The sequence below is a fragment of the Wolbachia endosymbiont of Anurida maritima genome (assembly GCF_042182995.1).
In the GTDB taxonomy this organism is placed as follows: Bacteria; Pseudomonadota; Alphaproteobacteria; order Rickettsiales; family Anaplasmataceae; genus Wolbachia.
The window spans coordinates 890,405-916,300 of sequence record NZ_CP102058.1 but is presented as its reverse complement, the minus strand read 5'-3'; the positions used below and the strand labels follow the sequence as shown (position 1 = coordinate 916,300).

The 25,896-nt window shown below is 34.1% G+C and carries 18 protein-coding genes and 4 pseudogenes; 9 read left to right on the top strand and 13 right to left on the bottom strand.

Annotation, left to right across the window (positions count from 1 at the left end; all coding sequences use genetic code 11):
* Positions 1-61 precede the first annotated feature (61 nt).
* From NOX90_RS04945 to NOX90_RS04925, 5 genes and pseudogenes are all read right to left on the bottom strand, one after another.
* Positions 62-2,137, bottom strand: coding sequence for an ankyrin repeat domain-containing protein (locus NOX90_RS04945; protein ID WP_375603762.1), 2,076 nt, complete (start codon positions 2,135-2,137; stop codon positions 62-64).
* Between the two features lie 194 nt (positions 2,138-2,331).
* The gene (gene uvrB, locus NOX90_RS04940; protein WP_375603761.1) at positions 2,332-4,245 is read right to left on the bottom strand and encodes an excinuclease ABC subunit UvrB; all 1,914 of its coding nucleotides are present in this window, start codon (positions 4,243-4,245) and stop codon (positions 2,332-2,334) included.
* Between the two features lie 101 nt (positions 4,246-4,346).
* Positions 4,347-5,111: a cytochrome c1 gene (locus NOX90_RS04935; protein ID WP_375603760.1), complete on the bottom strand. Its 765-nt coding sequence runs from the start codon at positions 5,109-5,111 to the stop codon at positions 4,347-4,349.
* Positions 5,111-6,344, bottom strand: a pseudogene (locus NOX90_RS04930) (cytochrome b). The gene NOX90_RS04935 and the pseudogene NOX90_RS04930 overlap by 1 nt, the downstream one beginning before the upstream one ends.
* An 87-nt stretch (positions 6,345-6,431) precedes the next feature.
* A complete protein-coding gene (locus NOX90_RS04925) occupies positions 6,432-6,602 on the bottom strand; it encodes a DnaJ domain-containing protein (protein WP_375603759.1) in 171 nt (56 codons plus the stop codon).
* A 68-nt stretch (positions 6,603-6,670) separates the two neighbouring features.
* Here NOX90_RS04925 and NOX90_RS04920 point away from each other — a divergent pair, with 68 nt between their 5' ends.
* Positions 6,671-8,200, top strand: a complete 1,530-nt coding sequence (locus tag NOX90_RS04920) for an N-acetylmuramoyl-L-alanine amidase (protein ID WP_375603758.1) — start codon at positions 6,671-6,673, stop codon at positions 8,198-8,200.
* Between the two features lie 19 nt (positions 8,201-8,219).
* Here NOX90_RS04920 and NOX90_RS04915 read toward each other — a convergent pair whose 3' ends face one another.
* Positions 8,220-8,453, bottom strand: coding sequence for a DnaJ domain-containing protein (locus NOX90_RS04915; RefSeq protein ID WP_375603757.1), 234 nt, complete (start codon positions 8,451-8,453; stop codon positions 8,220-8,222).
* A gap of 202 nt (positions 8,454-8,655) precedes the next feature.
* Between NOX90_RS04915 and NOX90_RS04910 the strand changes: the two genes are divergently transcribed.
* Both NOX90_RS04910 and hisS read left to right on the top strand, forming a co-directional pair.
* Positions 8,656-9,228: a NifU family protein gene (locus NOX90_RS04910; RefSeq protein ID WP_375604609.1), complete on the top strand. Its 573-nt coding sequence runs from the start codon at positions 8,656-8,658 to the stop codon at positions 9,226-9,228.
* Positions 9,225-10,451 carry a histidine--tRNA ligase gene (gene hisS / locus NOX90_RS04905; RefSeq protein WP_375603756.1) on the top strand — a complete coding sequence of 409 codons (1,227 nt, stop codon included), beginning with the start codon at positions 9,225-9,227 and terminating at the stop codon, positions 10,449-10,451. Before NOX90_RS04910 ends, hisS begins: the two co-directional genes overlap by 4 nt.
* A gap of 20 nt (positions 10,452-10,471) precedes the next feature.
* Here the strand turns inward: hisS and surE are convergent, their stop codons facing one another.
* From surE to NOX90_RS04890, 3 genes are all read right to left on the bottom strand, one after another.
* Entirely contained in the window at positions 10,472-11,224 is a 753-nt protein-coding gene (surE, locus tag NOX90_RS04900; protein ID WP_265015522.1) for a 5'/3'-nucleotidase SurE, read from the bottom strand.
* Between the two features lie 234 nt (positions 11,225-11,458).
* On the bottom strand, positions 11,459-12,802 hold the full coding sequence (ffh, locus tag NOX90_RS04895; protein ID WP_375603755.1) for a signal recognition particle protein: 1,344 nt from the start codon (positions 12,800-12,802) through the stop codon (positions 11,459-11,461).
* Entirely contained in the window at positions 12,787-14,346 is a 1,560-nt protein-coding gene (locus tag NOX90_RS04890) for a proton-conducting transporter membrane subunit (RefSeq protein WP_375603754.1), read from the bottom strand. Before NOX90_RS04890 ends, ffh begins: the two co-directional genes overlap by 16 nt.
* Positions 14,347-14,811: 465 nt before the next feature.
* On the opposite strand from NOX90_RS04890, the pseudogene NOX90_RS04885 reads away from it, so the two are divergent.
* A pseudogene (locus NOX90_RS04885) lies at positions 14,812-15,492 on the top strand (transposase DNA-binding-containing protein); the annotation flags it as partial.
* A 673-nt stretch (positions 15,493-16,165) separates the two neighbouring features.
* Positions 16,166-16,758: pseudogene (locus tag NOX90_RS04880) on the top strand (IS110 family transposase); the annotation flags it as partial.
* 16 nt (positions 16,759-16,774) lie between these two features.
* On the opposite strand, the gene NOX90_RS04875 reads toward NOX90_RS04880, so the two are convergent.
* The gene (locus tag NOX90_RS04875) at positions 16,775-17,536 is read right to left on the bottom strand and encodes a transposase family protein (RefSeq protein WP_375603753.1); all 762 of its coding nucleotides are present in this window, start codon (positions 17,534-17,536) and stop codon (positions 16,775-16,777) included.
* 68 nt (positions 17,537-17,604) lie between these two features.
* Between NOX90_RS04875 and NOX90_RS04870 the strand changes: the two are divergent.
* The 4 genes and pseudogenes from NOX90_RS04870 to NOX90_RS04855 form a co-directional block, all read left to right on the top strand.
* Positions 17,605-17,751, top strand: a pseudogene (locus NOX90_RS04870) (transposase); the annotation flags it as partial.
* Positions 17,752-17,903: 152 nt separating this feature from the next.
* Positions 17,904-19,073, top strand: a complete 1,170-nt coding sequence (locus tag NOX90_RS04865) for an IS4 family transposase (RefSeq protein WP_253303197.1) — start codon at positions 17,904-17,906, stop codon at positions 19,071-19,073.
* A gap of 24 nt (positions 19,074-19,097) precedes the next feature.
* Entirely contained in the window at positions 19,098-20,045 is a 948-nt protein-coding gene (locus tag NOX90_RS04860; protein ID WP_375603752.1) for an IS5 family transposase, read from the top strand.
* A complete protein-coding gene (locus NOX90_RS04855; protein ID WP_375603751.1) occupies positions 20,035-20,427 on the top strand; it encodes a hypothetical protein in 393 nt (130 codons plus the stop codon). Before NOX90_RS04860 ends, NOX90_RS04855 begins: the two co-directional genes overlap by 11 nt.
* Positions 20,428-20,545: 118 nt before the next feature.
* On the opposite strand, the gene NOX90_RS04850 is transcribed toward NOX90_RS04855, so the two are convergent.
* The 3 genes from NOX90_RS04850 to NOX90_RS04840 form a co-directional block, all read right to left on the bottom strand.
* The gene (locus NOX90_RS04850; protein ID WP_375603750.1) at positions 20,546-23,422 is read right to left on the bottom strand and encodes a hypothetical protein; all 2,877 of its coding nucleotides are present in this window, start codon (positions 23,420-23,422) and stop codon (positions 20,546-20,548) included.
* A 118-nt stretch (positions 23,423-23,540) separates the two neighbouring features.
* The gene (locus tag NOX90_RS04845) at positions 23,541-24,875 is read right to left on the bottom strand and encodes an alanine/glycine:cation symporter family protein (protein ID WP_375603749.1); all 1,335 of its coding nucleotides are present in this window, start codon (positions 24,873-24,875) and stop codon (positions 23,541-23,543) included.
* A 295-nt stretch (positions 24,876-25,170) separates the two neighbouring features.
* Positions 25,171-25,674 carry a protein-disulfide reductase DsbD domain-containing protein gene (locus NOX90_RS04840; RefSeq protein WP_375603748.1) on the bottom strand — a complete coding sequence of 168 codons (504 nt, stop codon included), beginning with the start codon at positions 25,672-25,674 and terminating at the stop codon, positions 25,171-25,173.
* Positions 25,675-25,896 lie beyond the last annotated feature (222 nt).

Below are 25,896 nucleotides of genomic sequence, written 5' to 3'. Positions count from 1 at the left end.
ATACTCAAAATCATTTAGCCATATTGCTATAACTAATTTCTTAAATCTTATCTTGAATAACTTAACCCCTAGACCTTGCCTTGCGCTGCAAACAAACTTGCGTAAGATCAGTAGATGGAACATCCTTAGTAATCTCGGTTGGCACACTACCATTTTTCTCAAAAACTTTATCTTCTATAGCGTCCAGAACACTTTTTCCTCCCAAAAGACAGTTTTCTCCTAAACTTCTCTTCTCAGCTTTTAACTTGTTAAGCCTTGCTTCGCTCTCTTTATCAATCTCTACCTCTATTTTATTACCATCTTTCTCACTAGGATGTAAATAAATACTAATCTCTCCTGCATCAGTGGTAAAAGACATTTTAATGCTACCTTTTAAGATATCTGTATAATTTCTTTTTTTACCTACGCTTTCAACTCTTACTATACTTTTCCCAATTTGAAGTATGCCGACTTTTAAATTTAACTCTTTAGCTTTTTCATTGTTTAAGATTTTTACAGGTTCAATAATACTATCTTGTGAATATTTCACATAAAAATATTGATTATCTATTTCTGCTTTAAGGTCATACTCATGAGTTTGCTTACTTTTGTTTACAATACCTTCACATGCTATACTTATTAGCTCTTCTTTCCTATCCTTATATTGCCTCTTGAGATCATCTAAATAATCAAAGTCATAATGTTTATTTGTAAGCTCGGTATCACCGAAGAGAAATTTTTTTCCCATTCCACCTTTTAACAACAAATTACTTGTGATCCTTTTTATGATGATGTCTGAAGCTTTATATTCGTCGCCATCACCTTCATCGGTATAATCATGTGTATTAAGCATTGCGGTTGAAGAACGTGGATTCACACGAAGCTGAGCAATAACTCCTTCCATTTCTTTAAATATTAAACTTGTTACAGTTTCTTTATCACCATTGTCATTATCATTACTACAACTTGAATTTAATCTTAGTCCTTTCTCCAAGTACTCATTTACTATTTTCTCAATACTTTCTAGAATACTTTCTTCAGATTCTTGTTTATTTTGTGCTGTTGTACCTATTATCTCCTCACAAAACTTACCAATTAGCTTCTGTTCATCTGTAGTTAATGGTATTTCTAGCTTCGCTAACAGTGAGTCTTCTAGAAAAAGATAATCACTTGAACTACAGCTCGAATCCTCGTCTTCTGAATAATAGTCCGAACTGTCTTCTGAGTCCCTATCACTAACTACTGGCCTTTCTGAGCTTGTCTGTTGATCTGTAGGAGTCCGGTTGTCGTTGTTAGGGCTCTTTGCCGGATTCTCTTCATTTTCATGAGAATCATCTGAATAATAGTCCGAATCGTTGTCTGAATCCGAATCACTTAATTTAGTACAAGTTGTTTTATCGTTAGAACTACAATCTAAATCCTTCAAAGCTTGACGGCACTCATGTTCAGTAACATATTCAAATGGAGTCTTTCCACTTTGATCTTGCACATTTTGATCAGTTTTTGCTTTTAAAAGAAGTTCTATAGCTTGAAGGCAGTTATTTTCAGCAGCATAATGTAACGGAGTCTTTTCACTTTGATCTTGCACATTTGGATTAGCACACGCTCCTAAAAGAAAACGTATACCGCCAGTATCGTTATGTTCAGCAACGTAATGTAACAGAGTTTTTCCATCTTGGTTTTGTACATTTGGATTAGCTCCTGCTTGTAGAAGAAACATTATACGTTGAATATAATCATTTAATATACCTCTATCGATTGCTAACCAACCTAAAATATCAGATAATCTTTCATCTAAGTAATGTGACAGAGTTTTTCCATGTCGGTTTTGTGTACCTCGATCAGCTCCTGCTCCTAGAAGAAACATTATATATTGAATACGATCAGGATTATCTAATTCATCTTTCTTCATTGCTAACTCATTTAGAATGTTAGATAATTTTTCATCTAAGTAATGTGATAAAGTTTTTCCATGTCGGTTTTTTGTATCTCGATTAGCTCTTGCTTCTAGAAGAAACATTATATGTTGAGCATAACTATTTAATACATTTCTATTGATTGCTAACTCATTTAAAATGTAAGATAATTCTTTATCTAAATCTAAAATGCATTGATTATTATTTTCATTAAATTCCTTATTTGGTATCCCACCATGCATATTCTATAACCATTACTCACTAATTCTTTAGTGTTAACATAGTACATAGATAGGTCAATAAAAAAATACACCTTTCCTTCTTCAGTTCTAAGAAATTGTCAAAAATCTCAAAAAGATGAGTTAAAATAAAAAGAAGAATAGTGGAAGTTTAGTTGTTTACACTTTCATATTATGCCCATAGCATCATATATTACTTAACCTTGCAATAATTTTTTTATTCTTGCTGCTTCTTCAAACTCTAAATTTTCAGCATGCTCTATCATTTGCTTTCTCAAATCATCCTTATTAGTATTTACTTTTGGTTCTGCTATTGCCCTCTCCTGTAAGGTGTTTGATATAGGTTTTATTATAGTCTTCGGGACAATATTGTGCAATATATTATGTTCTTCTTGTTTTTTTCTTCTTCTTTCGGTCTCTCTTAATGCACGATCTAAAGAACCAGTGATTTTATCTGCATATAAAATTACTCTACCTTCAGCATTACGTGCAGCACGACCGATCGTTTGAATGAGCGATGTTTCTGATCGCAAAAATCCTTCTTTATCAGCATCTAAAATTGCAACCAAACCACACTCTGGAATATCAAGACCTTCCCTAAGCAAGTTAATACCTACTAAAACGTCAATTTCTTTAGATCTTAATTTATATATAATCTCTATTCTTTCCAGCGCACCAATATCAGAATGCAAATAACTCACTCTCATATTTAATTCACTCATATATTCAGCTAAATTTTCAGCCATTTTTTTTGTCAGTGTAGTGATTAAAACACAAAATCCCTTTCCTATTGTCACTTGTGCCTCATGAATTACATCATCAATTTGACTCTCTATTGGTTTCACAATGCAGATTGGGTCTGTAAGCCCTGTTGGACGGATAACTTGCTCTATAAATACATTATTGGTCTTTGCCAACTCATACTTTCCGGGAGTAGCTGAAATGTAAACAGTCTGCGGCCTAACTCCCTCCCACTCTTCAAATTTTAATGGACGATTATCAAAAGCGGAAGGGAGCCTGAAGCCATAGTCGATCAATTTTTTTTTACGCGCCTCATTACCACTGTACATCGCACCAATCTGAGGAACGGTGACATGACTCTCATCAACAAATAAAATTACGTCTTTAGGTAAATATTCAAACAAAGTAGGTGGTGGATCCCCAGCTTCCATTCCATAGAGATAACGCGAATAATTTTCAATACCTTTACATATTCCTGTTGTTCTCATCATTTCGATATCAAAATTAGTGCGTTGCTCGAGGCGCTTTGCTTCAACAATCTTGTTTTGCGAGTAGTAATAATCCAAGCGTTCATGCAGCTCTTTTTTGACTAGTTCAATTGCCTGCAACAAAGCCTCACGCGGGGTTATGTAATAGCTATTTGGAAAAATGGTGATTTTATTTACGCCTTTGGTAACATTGCCCGTTATAGCATCAACTTCAGAAATTTCTTCTATTTCATCGCCAAATAACGATAAACGCCAAGCTTTATTTTCATAATGGGAAGGAAATATATCAATAATATCGCCGCGCACTCTGAAATATCCTCTCTCAAACCTGGCATCAGAGCGCTTGTATTGAAGATCAGTTAAGTTGCTCAGGAAATCATTAATACGAATTTTATTTCCAACACTAAGCGGTATGATCATGCTGCGGTAGCTCTCAGGCGAACCAAGACCATATATGCAGGAAACACTGGCAACTACGATCGTATCCTTGCGTTCCAAAAGGGAGCAGACGGTGGAATAACGAAGCATCTCAATTCTTTCGTTGATTGCAGAATCTTTTTCGATATAAGTATCAGTTTGTGGCAAATAGGTTTCAGGTTGATAATAATCATAATAAGAAATGAAGTATTCAACAGCATTATGGGGAAACAATCCTTTCATTTCCTCATAAAGCTGTGCTGCTAAAGTTTTATTGTGTGCCATAATTAATGCAGGCCTGTTTGTCCTTGCAATAACATTTGCCATAGTAAAAGTTTTCCCAGAACCAGTAACTCCAAGCAAAACCTGATCTCTTTTATTGCTATTTAGCCCTGCAATTAAGCTATCGATTGCCTGTGGTTGATCTCCAGCTGGTTGAAAATGTGTAGTGATTTGAAATTCCATGAGTTCTACCTACTATGTTTTCATAATATGTTTATTATTGCATAATAAATTCGCTAGTGTAAATAAGGTATGAAAGTGAATGTAAATAGATGTAAGAAATTCTATTTTTTCCTTTTATAGAGCTTGCTCCAAACTTTATTGTTAGTTAATACAAAAAACACTGTTAAAATTATAAAATACGCCACTACTTTAAGTCCAAGTTTATGCCTATGCTCTAATTCTGGCTCTGCTGCCCATTGTAGAAAACTTACCAAATCATATGCCATATTTTCGACTGTGGCTTGCCTAGCACCATCATATTCCACCATTCCTTCAGAAAGTGGTGGCGCCATAGCTAATCTGCCTGTTGGAAAATACGAATTAAAATATAAATCATTTTCATCGTGCTCGCCGTTTTGATAGCCTGTCAGCAGTGAATAGACATAATTTGCACCATCATGCCTTGCTTTAATAATTAACGATAAGTCTGGTGGAACAGCACCATTATTGCTTGCTGCAGCTGCTTCTTTTGTATCAAAAGGTGCAATAAAATAATCCGAAGGTATTCCAGGTCTGTCAAACATTTCACCCAAATCGTTTGGGCCATCTTTAACTTGATAAGAAGCTGCAATTTGTTTTACATCCTCTTCAGAAAAACCAACATCTTGCAAATTACGAAACGCTATTCTATTCATTGAATGGCAAGCAGCACAGACTTCTTTATACACTTTATAGCCTCGTTGAATTGACTCTCTATCGAAAGATCCGGTAATTCCATCAAATTTCCAGTCTATTTTTTTATTTGGTAATGGTTTAAACTCTTCTGCACACACAAAATTAGCAAGAAGTAATATACAAAATATAGCTAATATATTTCTAACCAGCATTATTCTATCTCCGGCACAGAACTACTTAAGNGTTTTTGGTGGTTCTTCTGGCTTTTCATACTTACTAAGCAGTGGTAAAATTATTACAAAGTATGCAAAATAATAAAGAGTAGATAGCCTACTCATAGTAATGTAAGGTTCTTTCACCTCTTGTCCACCAAGCCAGGCAAGAAGTGCAAAATTTATTGCAAAAACCCAAAAAAATTTCTTGAATACCGGGCGATAAGCACCACTTTTAACTTTTGATTTGTCAAGCCAAGGTAACAGAAACCATACTAAAATAGATCCAAACATAGTAAGCACACCAGTCAGTTTATCCGGAATTGAGCGTAGCATTGCATAAAAAGGTAAAAAATACCACTCTGGCACTATATGTACCGGAGTGACCATAGAATCAGCTTCTATATAATTGTCTGGATGTCCAAGATAATTAGGAGCATAGAAAACAAATGCGAACAAAACTACAAAAAACAGACCAAAAGTTATGCAATCTTTGACTATATAATAAGGATAGAGAGGAATGGTATCCTTATCTGATTTTACCTCCACTCCACTTGGGTTACCAGAGCCAAACCTATGCAGAGCTATCACATGAAGCATAGCTAAAGCAATAATAACAAAAGGCAGAAGATAATGCAGAGCAAAAAAACGGTTAAGTGTTGGATTATCAACGGAAAAACCACCCCATAACCATATAACTATTTTATTGCCAACTAAAGGTATAGCTGAAAATAAGTTGGTTATAACTGTTGCACCCCAGAAACTCATTTGTCCCCAAGGAAGAACATATCCCATAAAGGCAGTTGCCATCATTGCAAAAAATATAAATATACCAACAAACCACACCATCTCTCGTGGCCTCTTGTAAGATCCGTAATATAATCCACGCATTATATGAATATAAACTACCATAAAGAAGAGCGATGCTCCAACAGCGTGAGTGTAGCGTATTAACCACCCGTAATTCACATCCCGCATTATGCGCTCTACACTATTAAACGCATAATCAACATGCGGAGTGTAGTGCATAGCAAGAAATATACCTGTTATTATTTGTAAAATTAGCGCTATACCAGCCAAAGAGCCAAAGTTCCAAGCATAATTTAAGTTTTTTGGCACTTGATAAGAAGCAGTGTGTCTTAGAAAAGAAAATATAGGCAGTCTATATTCTATCCATCCTAATATGCCTTTTTCTTCTTCTATCGTTGTTTTTTTTTTAGTATCATCTTGCATAACTTAAAGCTTTCTCACCTTTAACTCGTTTTATTGTAGCAACTTATCCTTTACACACAAATAAAAAGTTTAAAGTGATATTAATTACTACCTCTTCAGCAACCTATCAAGTGCCGCATTTAATTTTTGTGCAAAATATTCCGAGCCTCCCTTATCTGGGTGAACTAATTTCATTAAATTTTGATATGCTTTATTAATTTCATTTTGACTTGCCTCAGGATTCAGCCTCAGTATCTTTAATGCTTCATCTTTGGGCATGTTACTACTACCGGACTAGTATGATTTTGTCTTGTAAATTTATTCAACAACCCTATTCTAACTATAGAATGAAAAATTATCTACAAAGTGTTTATAAAGATGGTATGAAAATCCAATTATCTAAAATTAATAAGTATCTGTTAGCTTTACTGGTTACTATTTCAGCGCTTCTGATATTTCAGCAAGTATCCTGCTCAAGCGATATTGAGAGTGATTTTCAAGATTTACAAAAAAAGTTACCATTATTGAAAGATCATGATTTGTTATTTTTAGATCCAGCTTCAGCTTTAAATTATGGTGATAGGGCAGGTGAAAAAGTGTTAATGGTTATAGTTCACCATACTGAAACATCAACACTAAAAGGTACAAAAGATACGCTGAATGCTAGAGGATTGTCAGTTCATTTCATTGTCGATAGGGACGGCAGCGTTACCTTAATGGTTCCATTAGAGAAAGAAGCATGGCATGCTGGTATTAGTTATGCAAGAGTTAAGATAAATAGCAAGCTTGAAGAGCTGCAGAAGCTTAACAAATATTCTGTAGGTATTGAAATTGTAAACACAGGACTTGAGCCTTTTCCGGAAGAGCAAATGAGGTCCGTTAAAGAGCTGATTTTATATCTTATGGAGCGTTTTAAAATTAAAAGGGATATGATATTTAGTCATTCTGAAATAGGAACTATAGTGCATTATCGAGAGCTTGGCTATACAATGCGTAAACCAGATCCACACAAATTGTTTGATTGGGAGTTATTAGAGAAAAATGGAATTGGATTGCACATAAGTGACAGAATAAGTCCTGAAAATGCTAAACAGCAACTGGATGAAGTATTGTATAAAGCAGGTGATAGAAATGAAGAGATTTTGAAATTAAAACAAAGGCTGAACAGATTTTTCTATAAGATACTACCTTGGACCGATGAGAAAGGTAATGTGATTTTTCCTGATCATAATGCTGATTACTCAGATGAATTTGATGAGAATTTTGCATGGGTTATTTATCAATTTTCAATACATAATTTACCAAGAGAAATTAGGAAAGATTTGCCACTTAAATTAGAGCAGGAAGACATATTTCCTGAATTTTTGAGTAAATATAACGATAGTATTTTATCTAGCTATACAACCTTTAGCAGTAAGGTTAAATCAACTCTAAAATCATGTTTAAGCAAAGTAGATTATGAGAATTTATTATCTTCTCTTGCACAATATGAGAATAACATTTCTCCTGATGCATCTACCACTTTAATGTATAAAATTAAGTTATACTATGATTCTTATTTAAGATATCGCATATGGTCTTCACTCTATAAACCATTTAAGCTTAATGTATTGGAAGAGTTAGACATTTTAAAGAGTGGAGTGTTATCTTTAAAATCACTAGATAGCTCTAAAGCTGCAGAAGTTTCCAGTTTGATTGATAGCTTTAAAGCAGATATTTCTTTAGAATTTCGGGATTTTGAGAAACAGTGGTTTCAAGAGTTTAAGAATACTTGGAGACAAGAATTTATACCTTCCCTGGAAGAACAAATAACATGGACTGCACTACATGAAGCAATATTGGAGTATTTAGAAAAAGCAAAGGAAGAAATTCGTTAAACGAAAACTTTTTTTGAGATCACTTTTTTAACAATTTATCACGTGCCGCATTTAGCTTTTGCGCAAAATACTCTGAGCCTCCTTTATCTGGGTGAACTAATTTCATTAAATTTTGATATGCTTTATTGATTTCATTTTGACTTGCCTCAGGATTCAGCCCCAGTATCTTTAATGCTTCATCTCTGGACATGTTATCGCCGCTTAAATTAGCATAATTTTTAGTATAGCTTTTACTATTATTAAATTCGTTCAAAAATTTATTTAATATAGAGCTCATCATGAAATTTATGTTATTTTTTTTTNNTGTTAGGAAGAGAAAAAATACAAAAACACTAGGCAGAATAAATGTAATCACTATGAATATCAAAAAAAGGAAAAAANNGATGAATGACATGTATATTTTTTTATCATTTTATGATTAAATAGTAACAATTATAATTATCATGGTAAATAACATGTTCATTCAGATTGAAGAAACACCAAATCCAAACACACTGAAATTTCTTCCTGGATTTGCAATTCTAAACGAAGGAGAAACGGCTGATTTTTCAAACGCAGATGAAATAAAAAACTCCAAGTTAGCAGCAAATCTTTTTCAAATAGAATATGTGATAAGAGTATTTTTTGGTCATGATTTTATTTCAGTAACAAAATTGGGTGGAATTAATTGGGATACATTAAAAGTAGAAATTTTAACTACAATTATGGATCACTTTACTTCTGGCGGAAAAGCATTTGATAAAGAAGGGGTAAGTGATAATAAAATGCCAGAGGAAGAATTCTTTGATGAAGATGATATAGAAATTGTAAATAGAATAAAAGAATTGATGGAAAGTTATATCAAACCTGCAGTTGCTCAAGATGGTGGTGATATCAAATTCCGTGGCTATAAAGATGGAATAGTTTATGTTGAGCTGCAAGGAGCCTGCTCTGGGTGCCCAAGTGCTGCAATTACCCTCAAGCAAGGAGTGCAGAATATGCTGAGCTACCACATACCAGAGGTTGCGGGTATAGAGACCACACTATGACTAATCAAACGGTTAGAGGAACGAAAGATCTTCTGTTTGATGAATGGTATAAGTTTAAATACATCNAGCAAACAGCAAATAGAATCTCAAATTTATACGGCTTTTTGCCCGTCCAAACTCCAATATTTGAGTACACGGAGGTTTTTACAAAAACCTTAGGTGATAGCTCAGATATCATCACTAAAGAGATGTATAGCTTCAATGATAAAGGGGGAAAGAGCATAACTTTACGTCCTGAGTTCACTGCAGCGATTGTTAGACTATTAATCGAAAAAAAATTACAAACACCGATAAAATTATTCTCAACAGGGCCTGCATTTCGCTATGAAAGACCACAAAAGGGACGACAAAGGCAATTTCATCATATAAATTTTGAAGTTTTTGGCATAGAAGATCCAAAAGCTGATATTGAATTGATATCACTCGCTCAGCACTTACTAACTGAATTTGGCATCAATAAAAATGTAAAGCTGGAAATCAACTCTTTAGGTGATGGTAAAACAATAACTAAATATAGAGAAGCTTTGATCTTATACTTTACAAAGTATCAAAATGATCTATCAGAAGATAGCAAAAATAGGTTGATCAAAAATCCACTCAGAATACTGGATTCCAAGGATGAGAAAGATAAATCAATAATTTCTGATGCGCCTAAAATCAGCAATTATTATACGCAAGAGTCCTCAGATTTCTTTGAACAAATACTAAATGGATTAACAATTCTTGATATACCTTATACTGTAAACAATAAACTAGTTCGAGGTTTGGATTATTATTGCCACACAGTGTTTGAGTTTGTTACAGAGGATTTAGGTGCACAAGGGGCGGTTTTTGCCGGTGGAAGATACGATAATTTAGTATCTTCAGTAGGTGGAAAACACACTCCAGCAATAGGATTTGCAGGAGGTATTGAACGCATAATGGAGTTAATCAATTATTCTCCGAAAGAAGAGCGACCTATTTACCTAATTCCGATCGGCAGAGAGGCTGAAGAACATGTTTTAACACTTGCGAATGAATTGCGCAGAAATGGTTTATATGTAATCTATGAATATAGCGGAGCGCTTAAAACCCGAATGAAAAAAGCAAATCAAGCAAATGCTAAAGTTGCTTTAATTTTTGGCGATGAAGAATTGAGTAGTAAAACTTTAAAGATTAAAAACATGGATACAGGTGAAGAAAAAATAATTGCTCGCGATAACACAATAGAAAACATCTATTAGGAGCAATGCAAATGTTTTTCTCAGTCAGCTATAGAAGAAAATTCGTCTGCACAAGAATTTTTCATAGCATTCAATGTATCATAATCTGTAAAATCTAATTTTACTGGTGTGATAGTAATAAATCCTTCTTTTATTTTATTTACACTACCACTGCCTGAGTGCTCTCGAGACCAATTTAAGCTAAAAGAGCCATTCGAATTTTCAGTAAAAGTTAAATCCCCATCAATGTTATATTCACCTTGTTCAGCAAATTCTACTCCTTTTACTTTTTCCGTAGCAGGAAAATTTACACTCATCACTATGTTTTTAGGCCAACCAACCTTAATTAGCTTGGCAATAACCTTTGGTGCAAAAACCTTTGTATTGTGCCAGTCTATTTTATCATGATAAACTTGGCTCAGCGCAATAGAAGGTATAGACCTTGCAGCACCTTCCATTACAGCACCAATTGTTCCTGAATAACAAATATCGTCCCCGACATTTGATCCAATATTTACTCCGGACAATATTAAGTCTGGTTTTTTATTCATAACTTTATTTAGCGCAATAATGACACAATCTGCAGGAGTACCAGACACACTAAATTCCCTTTCACTATGTTGTTTTATTCCAATAGATTGTTTCACTGGATAATCAAGAGATCTTGCAGCCCCGCTTCTATCAGTATCTGGTGCCACTATCCATATTTCTGACGCAAAATTCCGTGCAACCTCTTTGAGTAATTTTATTCCTTCACTTCCAAAACCATCATCGTTTGTTATTAATATTATCATATACAATACTCAGCTATACAGTTCCAAATTATGTAAATCACTGGCTGTAAATAAGCTCATGAGGCTTTAAGTTTCTTTGCATAACTATGAACTGTAACAAAGAACCTGCTGTTAATCAATAAGAAAAGGTTAGGAGTGCAAACAGGGAAGCTGTAAATTTTTTGCGAGACCTAAGCCGCTTTTGATACAGCTAAAGGTTTACTGACAATCTGTCTCATTCCACTACCTGCTGACTTATTTTCTGCTCAGCATATCCATCAAATCAGATTCTTTGAGTTTACTATGGTCAACTTTACTGAACTTATTTACCATAGAGCTCATTTGATTATACTGCTTAATCAGAAGATTAACGTCAGTTACACTTGTTCCGGACCCCTTAGAAATTCTAAGTCTTCTTTTGCCATTTAAAATATCTGGATTTTGCCTTTCTTTTTCGGTCATTGAGTTTATGATGGCTATATATTTTTTCACTTTATTGTCATCTGGCACACTGCTACTTAGCTTTTTTGTGAATGAACTAGGAATGAATTTCATTATGTTGCTAATGCCATCCATTTTACTCAGAGTTTTTAACATTCCCACTAAGTCGTTTAGGTCGAATTTACCCTTTTTTACTTTCTTTTGTAACTTATCAATTTCTTCCTGACCAACAATCTCAGCAGCTTTTTCAACCAATGATACAACATCACCCATGCTAAGTATCCTTTTTGCAATTCTATCGGGATAAAAATCATCGAGGTCACTTAATTTTTCACCACAAGCAATAAATTTAATTGGACAATTGGTGATCATTCTCATAGAAAGAGCAGCACCACCACGTGCATCACCATCAATACGGGTGAGAATAATACCGGTTACACCTATTATCTCATTGAATGATTTGGCAATGTTTACTGCATCTTGACCTATCATCGCATCGGTTACTAAAATAACTTCTGCAGGTGAAGCTATTTCCTTTACGGCTTTCAACTCATTCATCATATTATTGTCAATATGAAGCCTGCCTGCGGTGTCTAGTATTAATACATCATAATTATCGTTCTTTGCTGCCGCCAGTGCCCTTTTTGTAATTGCAATAGGCCCATCATTTATTACTGTAGGTAAAGTTTGTATATCTATTTGTTTACCCAGCACCTCAAGCTGTTTCTGGGCAGCTGGCCTATAAATATCTAAAGAGGCAAGCATCACTTTTTTCTTTTGCTTTTTTAGCTTGAAAGCAAGCTTTCCTGAGGTGGTTGTTTTACCTGCACCTTGTAAGCCCACCATCATAATTACAGCAGGTGGGTTAACTGCTAGATTTAAGTCACTTTTCTCTGATCCGAGAACTGCAACTAAATTATCCTGCACAATTTTAATTATCATTTGTGCTGGAGAAACACTTTTTATGACTTTTTCCCCAATTACTTTATCTTTAATGTCGTTGATGAATTTTTTTGCAACTTCAAGTGAAACGTCAGCTTCAATTAAGGCTATGCGTATTTCACGCATGGCAAGATTAAAATCATCTTCAGAAATGATCGACTTTCCCCTTAGTTTACTAAATACAGAATTTAAACTTTCGGTTAACGACTTAAACATAATAGCATTAGTAGAATACTCATTAAAAAGAGAGAAGAAGCTGAAACAAAACTCACTGAGTTATAACTCAGCACTTCTTTAAGTTTAGTAATATTATTAAAGTATAAACTAGTAAGTGAATTAGTCAAGTTTTGCAGTACATTGGCAGACATTTCTCTCACTTTAAAGACCAATTGATTGAACAGCAAGATAATATAGGGTATGAAAGCTCTAAAAATCCAATCAACATCCATTTTAAAATTTATTCTCGGGTAAAATAGCTTGCGTAAAGGAATAAACAATAAAGTGGTACATAATAACAAATTAAATTGCGATAAAATATTTTTTGTGTTGTACACAAAATTGAAAATAGAAGGTTTATTGTAAATAGGTAAGTAAGGATTGCCAGCAATTACGCATATAAATGCTAAAATAATCATAGTCATTTTGCCTCCCCTATCTGCTAAAGGTTTCGACTTACTTTTTGCAATAAATATGTAGTAAAGAAACTTGAGCCCCACGCTTAAATAAAGCAGTAAATTTAGAGTCTTGTATAAGTTTTTATACACTTCTAAATTAGCACCACTTGCTTCAATCTCGGCTGTAATGTATGATTTACTAATAAATCCAGCGGTTCCAGGAAATGCAGCCATTGTAAGTATTGCAATTATAGCACACATGCCTTCCACTGACATCAGTTTACCTACTCCATTAAAACTAATTGTTCTTGTTCGTGAAATAATCGAATTGCTGACCACAAACAATAATGATTGATAAACAAGAGAGAAGATTATATGCAGTATCAAAATTGGTATTGCCTTTTCCGAAGGGCTGAGTAAACCTCCTGCAATAATCAGTAAGCCCATTTGTCCTACAATATTATAGCATAAAAATCTACGAATATTTTGCTCAAGAGAAGCAAATACAATGCTGTAAATTGCAGTGATGGCGCCTACAAGCGCTAATATTTCAGTACAATCTTGCCATAGGTTATAAGTGTGTAAAAGCATCACTAAAAAAGAGACTTTAGTGGTAAATAAAGAGAGATATGTAGTGCCATGTAGCGATGCAGTAGGATATGCATCAACAACCCAAAACGAAAAAGGAAAACAAGCGCAATTTATCAATAAACCCAAAATTATCAGGTTAGTGCTTTGAAGTGCTAATCCTATTATCAATATAACTCCAACCAAAAAGTGTACACAAGCGTACCTTATTGCAGGTCCACTATCTCTACAGCCAGCTGCGATAGTAAAAAATGCACTGACGGTCATTAATTCACAGAATATTATAACCAATATCATATGTTCAGATAAAACTGCATAAAGTGAACTAATAGTGTAAGCAGCAAAAGATAGCATCTCTGAAAAAGTCAAATTTTGTGCTGGTAGAACAGCTAAAAATGCAATTGATAGAAAAGATATTAGTATGATACGAAAAGATAAATCAAAATCTAGAATTGGGAGAGACCAATTTACTGCAATGCTCAAATTTTCAGGTAATTTTAGAACTATAACTATTAATACAGTCAGTAGAAGTAACAGTGACGATTTATAAAGTTGCACAATAATTTAAACCAATATGTTTTATGCTATCTCAATACATAAATAAAATCAATTTGCATATTAACCACTAATTAAACTAATTATCATATAATTACATCAGGGTTTAGAGGGTTATAGAGAAATCGGTCAGATTAGGTTTTTAATCTAATCTGACCGATAGCTTTAATAGTGAGGTAAGCTTTAATATAGCATTCTTAATTCACAATACTACACTCGTGCATAATTTATTTTTAATTTGTGCACGAGCGTTAGTAAATTATTTACTTTTTGAAATAAAATTTCGGTGCACTAATTCGACTTTTATGACCTTTACAGTGTTTGAAAGAATTCTTCGTTAATCCAGTCTTTAACGCTTTTTTTCTATAGCTAGCACAGGTCTGCACGCTTACTATTACCCACAAATGTAAATGGACTTATAAATAAAGTATTACAATATTAAAGTTCGTGAATATTGAGGGTATAAAAATGGCAAACAAGGGTAATGAATGGGCTAGAAATGAATTGGGGGATGCTGCACTTGGAGATAAAAGACTGACAGATCGATTAGTAAATATTGCTGATAGTTTAATAAGTGTACCTAAAAGTTCAATCAATCAAGCATGTGGAAGTTGGTCAGAAGCAAAAGCAGCATATCGTTTTTTTCAAAATGAGAATGTAAAAGAAAGTGATANNTCGCATATTGCAAAAACTGTTGAAAGAACAAAAACTCATAAAAGGATTCTTGTGATTCAGGATACAAGTTGCATTTCATATACGGGACATGAAAAAATAAGAGGTTGTTTCAAAAAAAAAGTAAAGGTATTATGATGTTTTGCGATTAGTACAGAAGGCTTGACATNNCTAGACCAAAAGCTTTACTCGAGACCCTCTATATCTAAAGAAGACCAAGAGCGAGAAAAAAGAAGACGTTGTAGAAACGTTAATATTGAANATAAAGAAAGCATAAAGTGGCTAGAAAGTTTAAAGAAAACAAATAAAATTATAGATTCAACTCAAACAGAAACTATAACGGTATGTGATAGAGAAGCAGATATTTATGATTTTTTTGAGCTTGCTTACCGTCTTAATTCAGCGGTTTTGATAAGAGGTTGTAGAAACCGAAACGTAAACAAAACATCTAGGTATTCTCGAGAAGAAAAATTATGGGTGCGCCAAGAAAAGTGTTTAGAAAACAGTTGGTCAACCTAGGCAAAGTCTAGCCAACAGCCTAGAACAGACCATTATGCTGCGTAAGGTAACGAGCGTAGTAAAGCTAATGGAATGGACAATACAGGGTACAACGAAAGTGAAGGTATTGAGTTCCGAAATCTTCAATATCATAGAGGTCGACATTTTCCATTTGATGGAAGACAGCATGAAGGGTAGCGGAAAGGCAAGTTACCACTCACTCTATCGGAATCGGAGGCCGTATCATGTATTGAGATGGATTCTAAATGAACTTGGGAGATCCTTTGTATTCCTACTAAGGTACGTTGGAACAAGTCAACAAAGGCAAGGACTAACGAAAGATACAAAGGAAGTCGGACTGACTGATAGTACTCAGCGTCAAACAGACGAAGTCTGTAAAATCGGGAAAAGAAACTCCCTAGCTTACGTTATAGTAATTTTTGAATATAATTCTGTAGAGAAGTGCTCCTGCAGTTATAACCGACCCGCTCAATGGTGCCTTAAGTGCCCGTTACTCAGCATGGTTTTGAGAGGAACGGTCAAATCATTGATGGAGCCATATTTTATAACTACCTCGTTTAGAAGATTGTATAATCTAACCGTTCTCAAGCTGAAGCGCTTCTTCATTATAAATATAGAAGAGAGGTTTAAAATGGCAAAAATAAAAAGCAAGTTGGAAATAATTAACTCTGATGCAGCAGATTGGTTCAGCCGTACATTATGTATGTGTTCCAGAAGGAAGAGATAAACAACGTATCCAAAAATTTAGTTGCTTTACAGTGGATCTTCATAACTTAGCAAAGTGGTTAAAAAAGTGCAAAATTAGAACAATAGCTATGGAATCAACAGTGGATTCCTTTATTTCAAATACTTGAGTCATATGGATTTGAGGTTAAATTGGTAAATGCACGACATGTTAAAAATGTACCTGGAAGAAAATCTGATGTTCAGGATTGTCAGTGGCTGCAGCAATTACATAGCTATGGATTGCTTCAAGGATCATTTAGACCAGATGATCAAATGTGTGTGCTACGTAGTTATGTTAGACAACGTAAAAATCTTATTGAAGGTGCATCTACACATGTTCTGCGTATGCAAAAAGCGTTAATTCAAATGAATATTCAATTACACAAAGTTATTAGTGATACTACTGGAGTAACTGGTATGCAAATTATCAAGGCCATAATTGAAGGTGAAAGAAATCCTGAGAAGCTAGCTGAACTAAGAGATGTACGAACAAAAAATAGACCTCTTTCGAAACTCAAATAGACAGCTCAAAATTGTGAATTCCTGCTATTAAATTGAATCTCAAGCCAAAACGTTTTCTCCGATTGCGATATCTTTCTGCAATAATTTTGAATCTTTTTAACAGACCAATTATATTCTCAACCACTACTCTTTTGCTCGCTAGNTTTTCTATCTTTTTTTCCTTAATTAAGGGACTCTTTTTCATCCTTCTGTGTGGCAACTCGACATTTTTGTGAATTTTNTTACCATCGGCTAAAACTTTTATACCTTCTGATACATGCACTTTTGACTCCTTGAAAAGCCGAAAATCATCCATTCTAAAATGATGTACAAATAATCTTCTTGCTCTTNNCTTTTCTGCAATTATTTGTGTTTTTAGTGTATGTTTTTTCTTCTTTCCCGAATAGAATCGTTTCTGCTTTTTTTGTNNCCTCTCCACTGGTGTTTCCGTGGCATCAATCACTATATTCNNCATGTCGCTTTTTAGAAGCTCTTTTCGCCCTGGCAATGCAAAATCCGGGTGTTGTATCTCTACCCATTTTACAGTTTTATATGCCGTACTTTCACTTACTCCATAGCTTTGACTTATGTGAAAATATGTCCGGTATTCTCGTAAGTATTCTAATATCATAAGCAGCATGCTCTCCTCGTTCAGCTCTTCCTCCTTTGGCTTTCTTTTTTTATTTTCTTCACATAAAATCCCTACCATTTTATTAAATGTTGATTTTTTTACTCCTGTTAGCCGACGAAATTCCTCTTCATTCAGCTCCTTCATACTTCATTTCTTCTTACCTCAAAACCACTGCTTTAACAGTTTTATTCTAGTTTCGAAAGAAGTCTAGTGTATTGCCAAAGAGATGGGTCGTTGAGCGCTCTTTTGCTTGGTTGGAAAAGTGTAGGCGGTTGTGGAAAAATTGCGAACGTAAACTCAACACCAGCTTGCAAATGATTGTCCTTTCTTTCATTTCTCTCCTATTACGAAGATTTTAAACAGGTTCTAAGTGTATGGTCCCAAAGTATGATGGCATGGATTAAGTATAAACAATTCAGGAACACTGTGTACATATAAATTCATAAGGAGTCAGACCCATAAGTGTTGAAAGTAACACAAAAAAGACATAAAGAACTATTATTGCAAGAAAATGGAGGCAATAATGGATCAAATAGAAAGAGTACTAAATTTAATAAAAGATGAGGATTTAGAAAGGCTAGGAAAATTAAGTGAAGTAGATAAATGTAATACTAAATTGTTGGGCAAGATTATATTTAAAGGTCTAATGAAGTTAATATTAATGGGGCAAAAAACAAGCCTAAGAGCGCTAGAAATGGTAATAAACAGGTGTATAATGGATAAGAATAGCGATAAAAGTACAGTAACATACAGTGGTTTGTCAAAAAGGTTAAAAGTTATAAATCCAGAATATTTTAAGGGAGTATATATTGATTTGATGAGCAAGATTAAAAAGCTATTACCCCAAAAAACATCAAATAACTTACATAAGTTTGATTCGACGATCATAAATTTATCGGGATATCTCATAAAAGATGGGCTAAAAATAGGCGGTAAAAGTAACGACAGTCAAGTTAAAGTGAGTGTAGGATTAAAGGATCAATTGCCGACAAGTATAAGATTTTGTAAAGGACAAGAAGAAAGTAGTGAAGATATAGCATTAGTGAGAGCAATTAATGAAGCTAAAGTTGAAAAAGAGGATATTTTATTATTTGATAGAGGAATCAGAAAAGTTGGAACTTTTGCCGAATTTGATGAAAAGGAGTACAAATTTATCACAAGAGTTAAAGTGGGAAGAAAACATGATGTTATAAGCAGGAACAAAGTTATAAGAGAACAAAAATCGGATGGATCAGAGATTTTAGAAGATATAATAGTTAATCTTTATCGTGCACGAGGTAAAGTGGCAGAAAAGCATGATCTACGGCTAATAAAAATCAGAAATAAAATTGGAGATGAAATATGGTTTTTGACAAACTTGTTTGAAATGCCAGCTTATGAAGTAACAGAGCTATATAGGCGCAGATGGGATATAGAAGTGTTCTTTAAATTTATAAAGCAAAATCTTGGATATAAGCACTTTTTAAGCCATACTATGAATGGCATGAAGGTGTATATTTACATGATTATTATTACGGCTTTGTTATTTCTTGTTTATAAAATCAAAAATAATCTACATGGGTTCAAAATAGCATTACTGCAATTCACATTGGATCTAAATGACTCTTTTATACGTTCGATTGTTTTACTGTCGGGAGGTAATTTACATGCCGTTGATCATCTCATATCACGTTATTTTTGATACTTTCAACACTTATGGGAGTGTATGCCACAGAAAATGAAAGTCAGTAACAATAACGAGTATAATCAATTTTTAGAAAAAAGAGGAAATGTCTTTCATTTCATTGATGAAGCTATAGAAAACTGGTATGAAATTTCAGAAAAGGTTGCAGGTGGAAATAACATTTACAGCGATAAAGTTGTCATTGCAATACATATAATTGTTAATCTATTTAGAATAGGTTTAAGGCAAGCAGTTGGATTCATAAAAGGATATTTAGAAGGTATAGGGAAGAATCTGCAAGTGATGAGCTATTCACAGGCTTGTCGCCGACTAAACAAACTTAATTTGAAACTGTGTGATCACAGAACAGATAAAAATGATATGGAGAATATTGAAATTGCTATAGATAGTACAGTAATCCATATTTATAGCAACAGCACTCAACATAACAAAGATAATGCCAAGATAAGGAAATATAATGGTAGAAATCAAGCAAGAAAGCTACATGTTGCTTTAGATATAAACAGTAAAAAGGCAATAACAACTCGATATACTAATTTCCTTTCACATGATAGCGTATCAGCATCGGAAATACTAAAAGAAATAGGTGATATCTATAAGATTAAGTCTCTTCGTGCAGATGGAGCTTATGATACAGCAAATTTATATAAGTTATGCAATAAGTATAATTTAAAACCCATAATAAAGCCGAGAAAAAATGCAAAAATCTACAATGATATAGATCATTTATCGGAACGAAATAAGAACATCAATATAAGAAAAGCATACAATTTAAGTCAGTGGAAAAAGAAGACAAGGTATGGAACACGATCACGTATTGAGAGTTTTTTCTTTAGGGTTAAAAAAACATTTGGATTTAGTTTTAAGAATAAATCCGAAATAAATCGTTCTCAAGAGATGATCTTAAAATGCTACTTGATTAACAAATTTACTGATATCGGTATGCCTATTTTCGAATTTGCCTCGTAAATCCCTTACATCACACCTTCTCATTGGTAGCCATGCAACAAAGCCAGCCAAGACAAAAATTTTGTTAGAAAAAGTCAAAAATATCAATTTACAAACCAAACCTTTTGATTTGTGGACTGGGAAGTCAATATTGCACTACATTGTAAAAAATTCCTGCGGTGATTCTGAATCTGACTGGATAGAGCTTCTTGAAGAAGTCTTATCAAAGTATAGCGCTAACAATTCAATACCAGCTCATAATAGCAGTGTCGAGCTATGCTCACAACTTAACGCAATAGATGTTAATATTTGGACAGAAGATATTGGCACCCCTTTGCATATTGCATGTGAGCTAGAGAACCTTGATGTTATAAGTATGCTTCACAAATTAGCTCATTCTTGAGTTTGAAGACATGCTCTTAGATTCAAAAGGATTTCTATCTCTTCTGAAAACAGTAGGTGTAATTTCTATAACACTATCAATTATATCTTTCCTACTTATTTGAACATTTCCCCTCAATTTATATTGAAATACCTTTCTTAATATCTTTTTCTTGTTGTGACTCAGCAATACGTTTAGTCCAATCCAGTGGTCTTTTATTTCTGTTAGCTAATGCAATTCTATTGCGATCATAACCATCAGTGTGTTCTGTTACAGTATCTCCTCTTTCTTCTTCTATTACTCCAGCTTTCAGTTGTGCTTCATCTTTCTCTAGTAATTTATATAGTTCGCTATTTTTATCTACGGTTGGACTAGTGTCAGCATTTTCTCGTTCTGCCACTGTTTTTACATCTGTTGAACTATCTTTTAGCAACCCGGCTGCCAATAAATGTTCTTTGGTTTGTTCACTAATTCCTTTTTGATCCACTGGTTTTAGTGGGAACTTCTGAGTTTCTTTATCCAACTTACTGGTAAATTCCGTAAGTAGAGTATCATCTCTTTGTTCAACATTCATTAGGCTCGCTTTTAACTGTCCAGGATTTACTTGAGATTGTTCATGATTGGCATGAGTTGGAGATGAATAGCCCGAATCGTTTGCTTTTATGTCTGTTGAGCTGTCTTTTAGCAACCCAACTTCTCTCAAGCGTTTTTTAGTTTCTTCGCTAATCTGACTCTGATCAGCTGGTTTTAACCCGAGATTTTCTTGACCTAATGTATTTTTAAGTTCTTCAAATAGAGTTAGATTACTTTGTCTAATATGTTCTTCTAATTTCCTTCCTACCTGTTTTAAATCTGTTTGAGATTTACTATCACTATTAGTTGGAGATATATAGCCTGAATCACTTATACTATTTGGTGTTGAAGCAGAGACACTAACAGTTGGACCTTCTACTATTTTTACATCTGCTAAATCGTCTTTTTGCAATCCATCTTCTTTATCTTGTGACAGTTTATCAGTAGGATCAACTTGCCTTAATCCTCTATTATCCTGCTTTAATCTATCTCTGATTTCTTTAAGAAGATTTTCAAGTGGAGTTTGATCACTTTGTTCAATGTTCTCTAAGCTCTTCTTTAACTGTTCAGGATTTACTTGAGATTGTTCATGATTGGCATGAGTTGGAGATGAATAGCCCGAGTCACTTTTATTATTGAGTGCTGTAGCAGAGAGCGGCTGTTCACTTTCTTTCCACTTAGCATCACTAGCATCTTGGTTATCACTGTTATCTGGAGAAGATGAATAAGGAATTCTGTCCTTTAATGTCTCTAACGGTGATGGGTTATTTTTTCTACTTCCTGCAATTGATGCTTTTCTATCATCAACATCAATGTGCCGTAAGTTGTTTTTCTTGAAATTTCTGATGTCTTGTAACAGATCGCCTTTGCTATTTCCTTCTTGTTGCTGGGTTTTAGGTTGTTGCTGATCATTAGGTGTTTGCTCACTTCTATCTGGTTTTTGGCTTCCAGGTACAGCATGTCCAAATGTAGGATTGTCATACCGTTCATCTTCTTGCCTATTATCTTGATTGTGGCTTACAGACTTGGTGAAAGTAGAACTATCTGAAGAATCAGAAGTTGCACCTTTTTGCTGATTATTAGGTGTTTGCTCATTTTCGCGCAAGTCATCTGGTTTTTGGCTTCCAGGTATAGCATGTCCAAATGTAGGATTGTCATACCGTTCATCTTCTTGCCTATTATCTTGATTGTGGCTTACAGACTTGGTGAAAGTAGAACTATCTGAAGAATCAGAAGTTGCACCTTTTTGCTGATTATTAGGTGTTTGCTCATTTTCGCGCAAGTCATCTGGTTTTTGGCTTCCAGGTATAGCATGTCCAAATGTAGGATTGTCATAACGTTCATCTTTTTGCCTATCATCTTGATTGTGGCTTACAGACTTGGTGAAAGTAGAACTATCTGAAGAATCAGAAGTTGCACCTTTTTGCTGATTATTAGGTATTTGCTCATTTTCGCGCAAGTCATCTGGTTTTTGGCTTCCAGGTATAGCATGTCCAAATGTAGCAAATGTAGGATTGTCATAACGTTCATCTTTTTGCCTATCATCTGGTTTTTGGCTTTCAAGTTTGCTTCCCCCTTGCTCATTGACAACATTTTCTTTAGGTGTAGTTCTAAGTGGTGGCAGCGGAGGGGTCTTAGACCCAACTTCTCGATTCATATGAGCAGCTTGAACGCTAACATCTCTATTAACATCAATTCTTGTTGTAGTTTCAGATGATAGCTCGTTACTGTCTTTATTATGTTGCACCTCATTCACTTTTCCTTTTTCCCTGAATTCTATTTCATGCAAGAATAAACCACCTATTTTTACATCTTGATTCGCTTCTAACCGTTCTAGAGAAAAATCATCACCTTTAACAAGTTCTACACCGTTAGCATCAATCTTAATTTTGATCTTGCATTCTTCCCCTTTCGCATACCATTTCAGAGTCATTTCATATGAACCATCGGTTACGACATAATGTCTTATTTTTTTCCCTTCTTCCTCGGCAACAAAACCATGCATTCCGCTCTTTCCATCACTATGCAATGTTGAAAATCCCGAGATTCCATTCTTCTCACAAAAATCACTATTTAAAAATTCGCTGATTTTAAACTCTTTTTTGTTGTCTCCCAGCGTAATAATTGCGTGATTACCGTATATTGAAACTCCTGCAACATCATCAACATACTCTTTCAACCTTTCTTTAACTTCACTTTCAAGGTCTTGTCCAGCTTTCTTTGTCTTGTCGCATTCCTGAAGAATAACTCCATATGCTTTATTTTTGTTTTCTTCTTCGTCCCAATTCCAGTTGGCGTGTTTTGTTAAAAACTTTACTGTGTTAAAATCAACTCTAGCATTATAAATTGGGTCGTCTTCCTTTTTTATTTTATCAAATAAAGGAAAAATTTCTTGAATGCGCTCGTTATAAATGTGTTCTTGTTGTGTATCGTTAGTGTTCATATACCCCTCACTAATAACCCTCTGCCTTTAGTTCTAGCTAATACTAGCTAATATAATTATCACGAGCATTGGTTGAATTTTTATTAAGGAGGTTGTGTTGTTACTCAAATGGCAACTTTTAGTTGGCACCTAATTTCAAATATCTATCACTCATAGTAAACACTTCTGGATCTTGAGAAGTTAGTTTGAGTATGGCGAGTATGTTGATAAACAACAAAGCGGCGATCGAAATATCAGCAACATCCCATAGCAATTGAACTTTACCTATCGCACCAAGCGGAATAATCAAGGTAAAAATTACAATCCAGATTTTAGTGTATTTATTATCCATAGACACATAGCGTATTGTCTGTTTTGAGCAAAAAAACCAAGTAAAAATAGTAGTAAAAGCAAAACAAAACATTATGGCCATAATTAAATAGTCAATATAAGGCCAATTCATTGCCTGTCTAAAAGCAAATATGCACATGTTAGTGCTCTCTAAATCAGTCCTCCAAGAATCTGTGACAAGCAGTACCATTGTTGTAATAAACACTATAAACGCAACTATAAAAGGCGATATTATCGTAATTAGACTCTGCTCAATAATAAATTTATTATTATTTTTCTTAGGAACAATTGAAGAATGTACGATTCCTTCAAGACCAAGCCCTATATCTGTTGCAAAAATACCTCGCAAAGTTCCGACTTGAATAATAGTCAACATTTCTAAAATCAAACCTAAAGATAAACCAGAGTTAAAGCTACTAGTTGTAAAAAAATTGCTTGTTATTAGTTTTAGAGAAGGAAGAATATTTTCACTAAATTTAAATAATATGATACCGCAAAGTATGAGGTAACTTACCGTCATTATCGGTATCATAGCCGATATAAAAATTTTAATTTTTTTTAAGCTGAGAGCTGCAACAACAAAAAATATTATGGCCATTACAATGCCACCAACAACTACAGGTACATCTATCATATTAAGTGGTATTGATAGAGAATTTACCTGAACAAGGTTACCAACTGTTATTGAAACCATCATCATGATAACTAGAAAGACAATTGTGGCCTTTCTAGAGTTAAACGCATCAGCCATGTAGGCTACAGGGCCACCTATAAACCGTTCGTTCTTTTCCTTTCTGGTTTTTATACTTAGATAACAAGTGACATATTTTATCACAGAAGTGATAACAATAATTATTGCCATCCATAAAATAGAGCCCGGTCCCCCGGTTTTTAGAGCAACAGCAGTTCCTGAAATATTTCCTACTCCTAAATTTCCCCCTAAAATTGTAAACAGAGCGGCTATAGAAGAAAATTTATTTTCTCCTTTTTTAGCTCCAAGGAGTGAAAGGGCGTATGGTAATCTCAATACCTGTAGCCATTTTAGTTTAATCGATAGGTAAACACCAGCAACTAGCATGAGTAATATTGTTGGCAGTAATAAAACAAACTTTACTATATCCATTTACATACTAAAAGTGAGTGTTTTGATTTAAGTATACATACAAAAGTTGAAAATACCTAACCTATTTTCTATGTATGACTTCGTTTCCGTCATTCTAGCACCCCTTTCTGTCATTCTAGCACCCCTTTCTGTCATCCTAGCACCCCTTTCTTGTCATCCCAGTGCGTGACACTGGGATCTAAATTTTTTATGCGAAACCATTATACTTGTAGGCCCAAGTTCCTCGTATAGTGAACAAAAAAGTAAATGAGATTCCAGTGTCACGCACTGGAATGACACTTACCCCATGAGAACTCTATTTTTCATACCACTCATTTATGAGGTTACTGATATCAGAATCTATAAAATCCTTTAGTGGTTGCCTGGTTTTTATCTCAGCATTTTTAGGGATACACCTATCTTTACATATCGCATACTTTATATGAAAGTTAAGGTCAATATACCCTTGATTTAAAAATATATTCATCTTAAAGGGAAATAATACCATATCCTCATATACGTTACTTACAAACGTCTCTCTCCCTACTTTATCTTTATGCTCCTTTGGAATAGGCCAGTGAATATTTATATCTGATGCATTACCTTTGTAACTAATAGACGTGGGAAGGCCAAAATCTCCAGAATCTTTATAATATATGTGCCATCCTGGTTCTACTGTAACCTTTATTGCACCTTTAAGAGTGAGGCTTGCTTCATTTATCTCGCCAACAAGCAAATCAAATTTTGCAATTTCCTCGTCAGCATATAGTTGAGCGCAAGAAAAAAATAAAAACAATATTAAATATATATATATTTTCATTAAGGTAAATTTCTCCTTTTATAGAGAAAGTGATTTAGATTTTAATTATTATATTTAATAGTATTATATAGATTATTTATTAACATAGCATTATTCTAATATATACAACTGTAATATAAATGGGTGAAAAGAATAAGTCATTGTGGAAAACACATATAGCTAAACTGACTTAGATTTACCAACAATTTGAAAAACCGTCATTCCGCTACTAGTTAGCAGAAT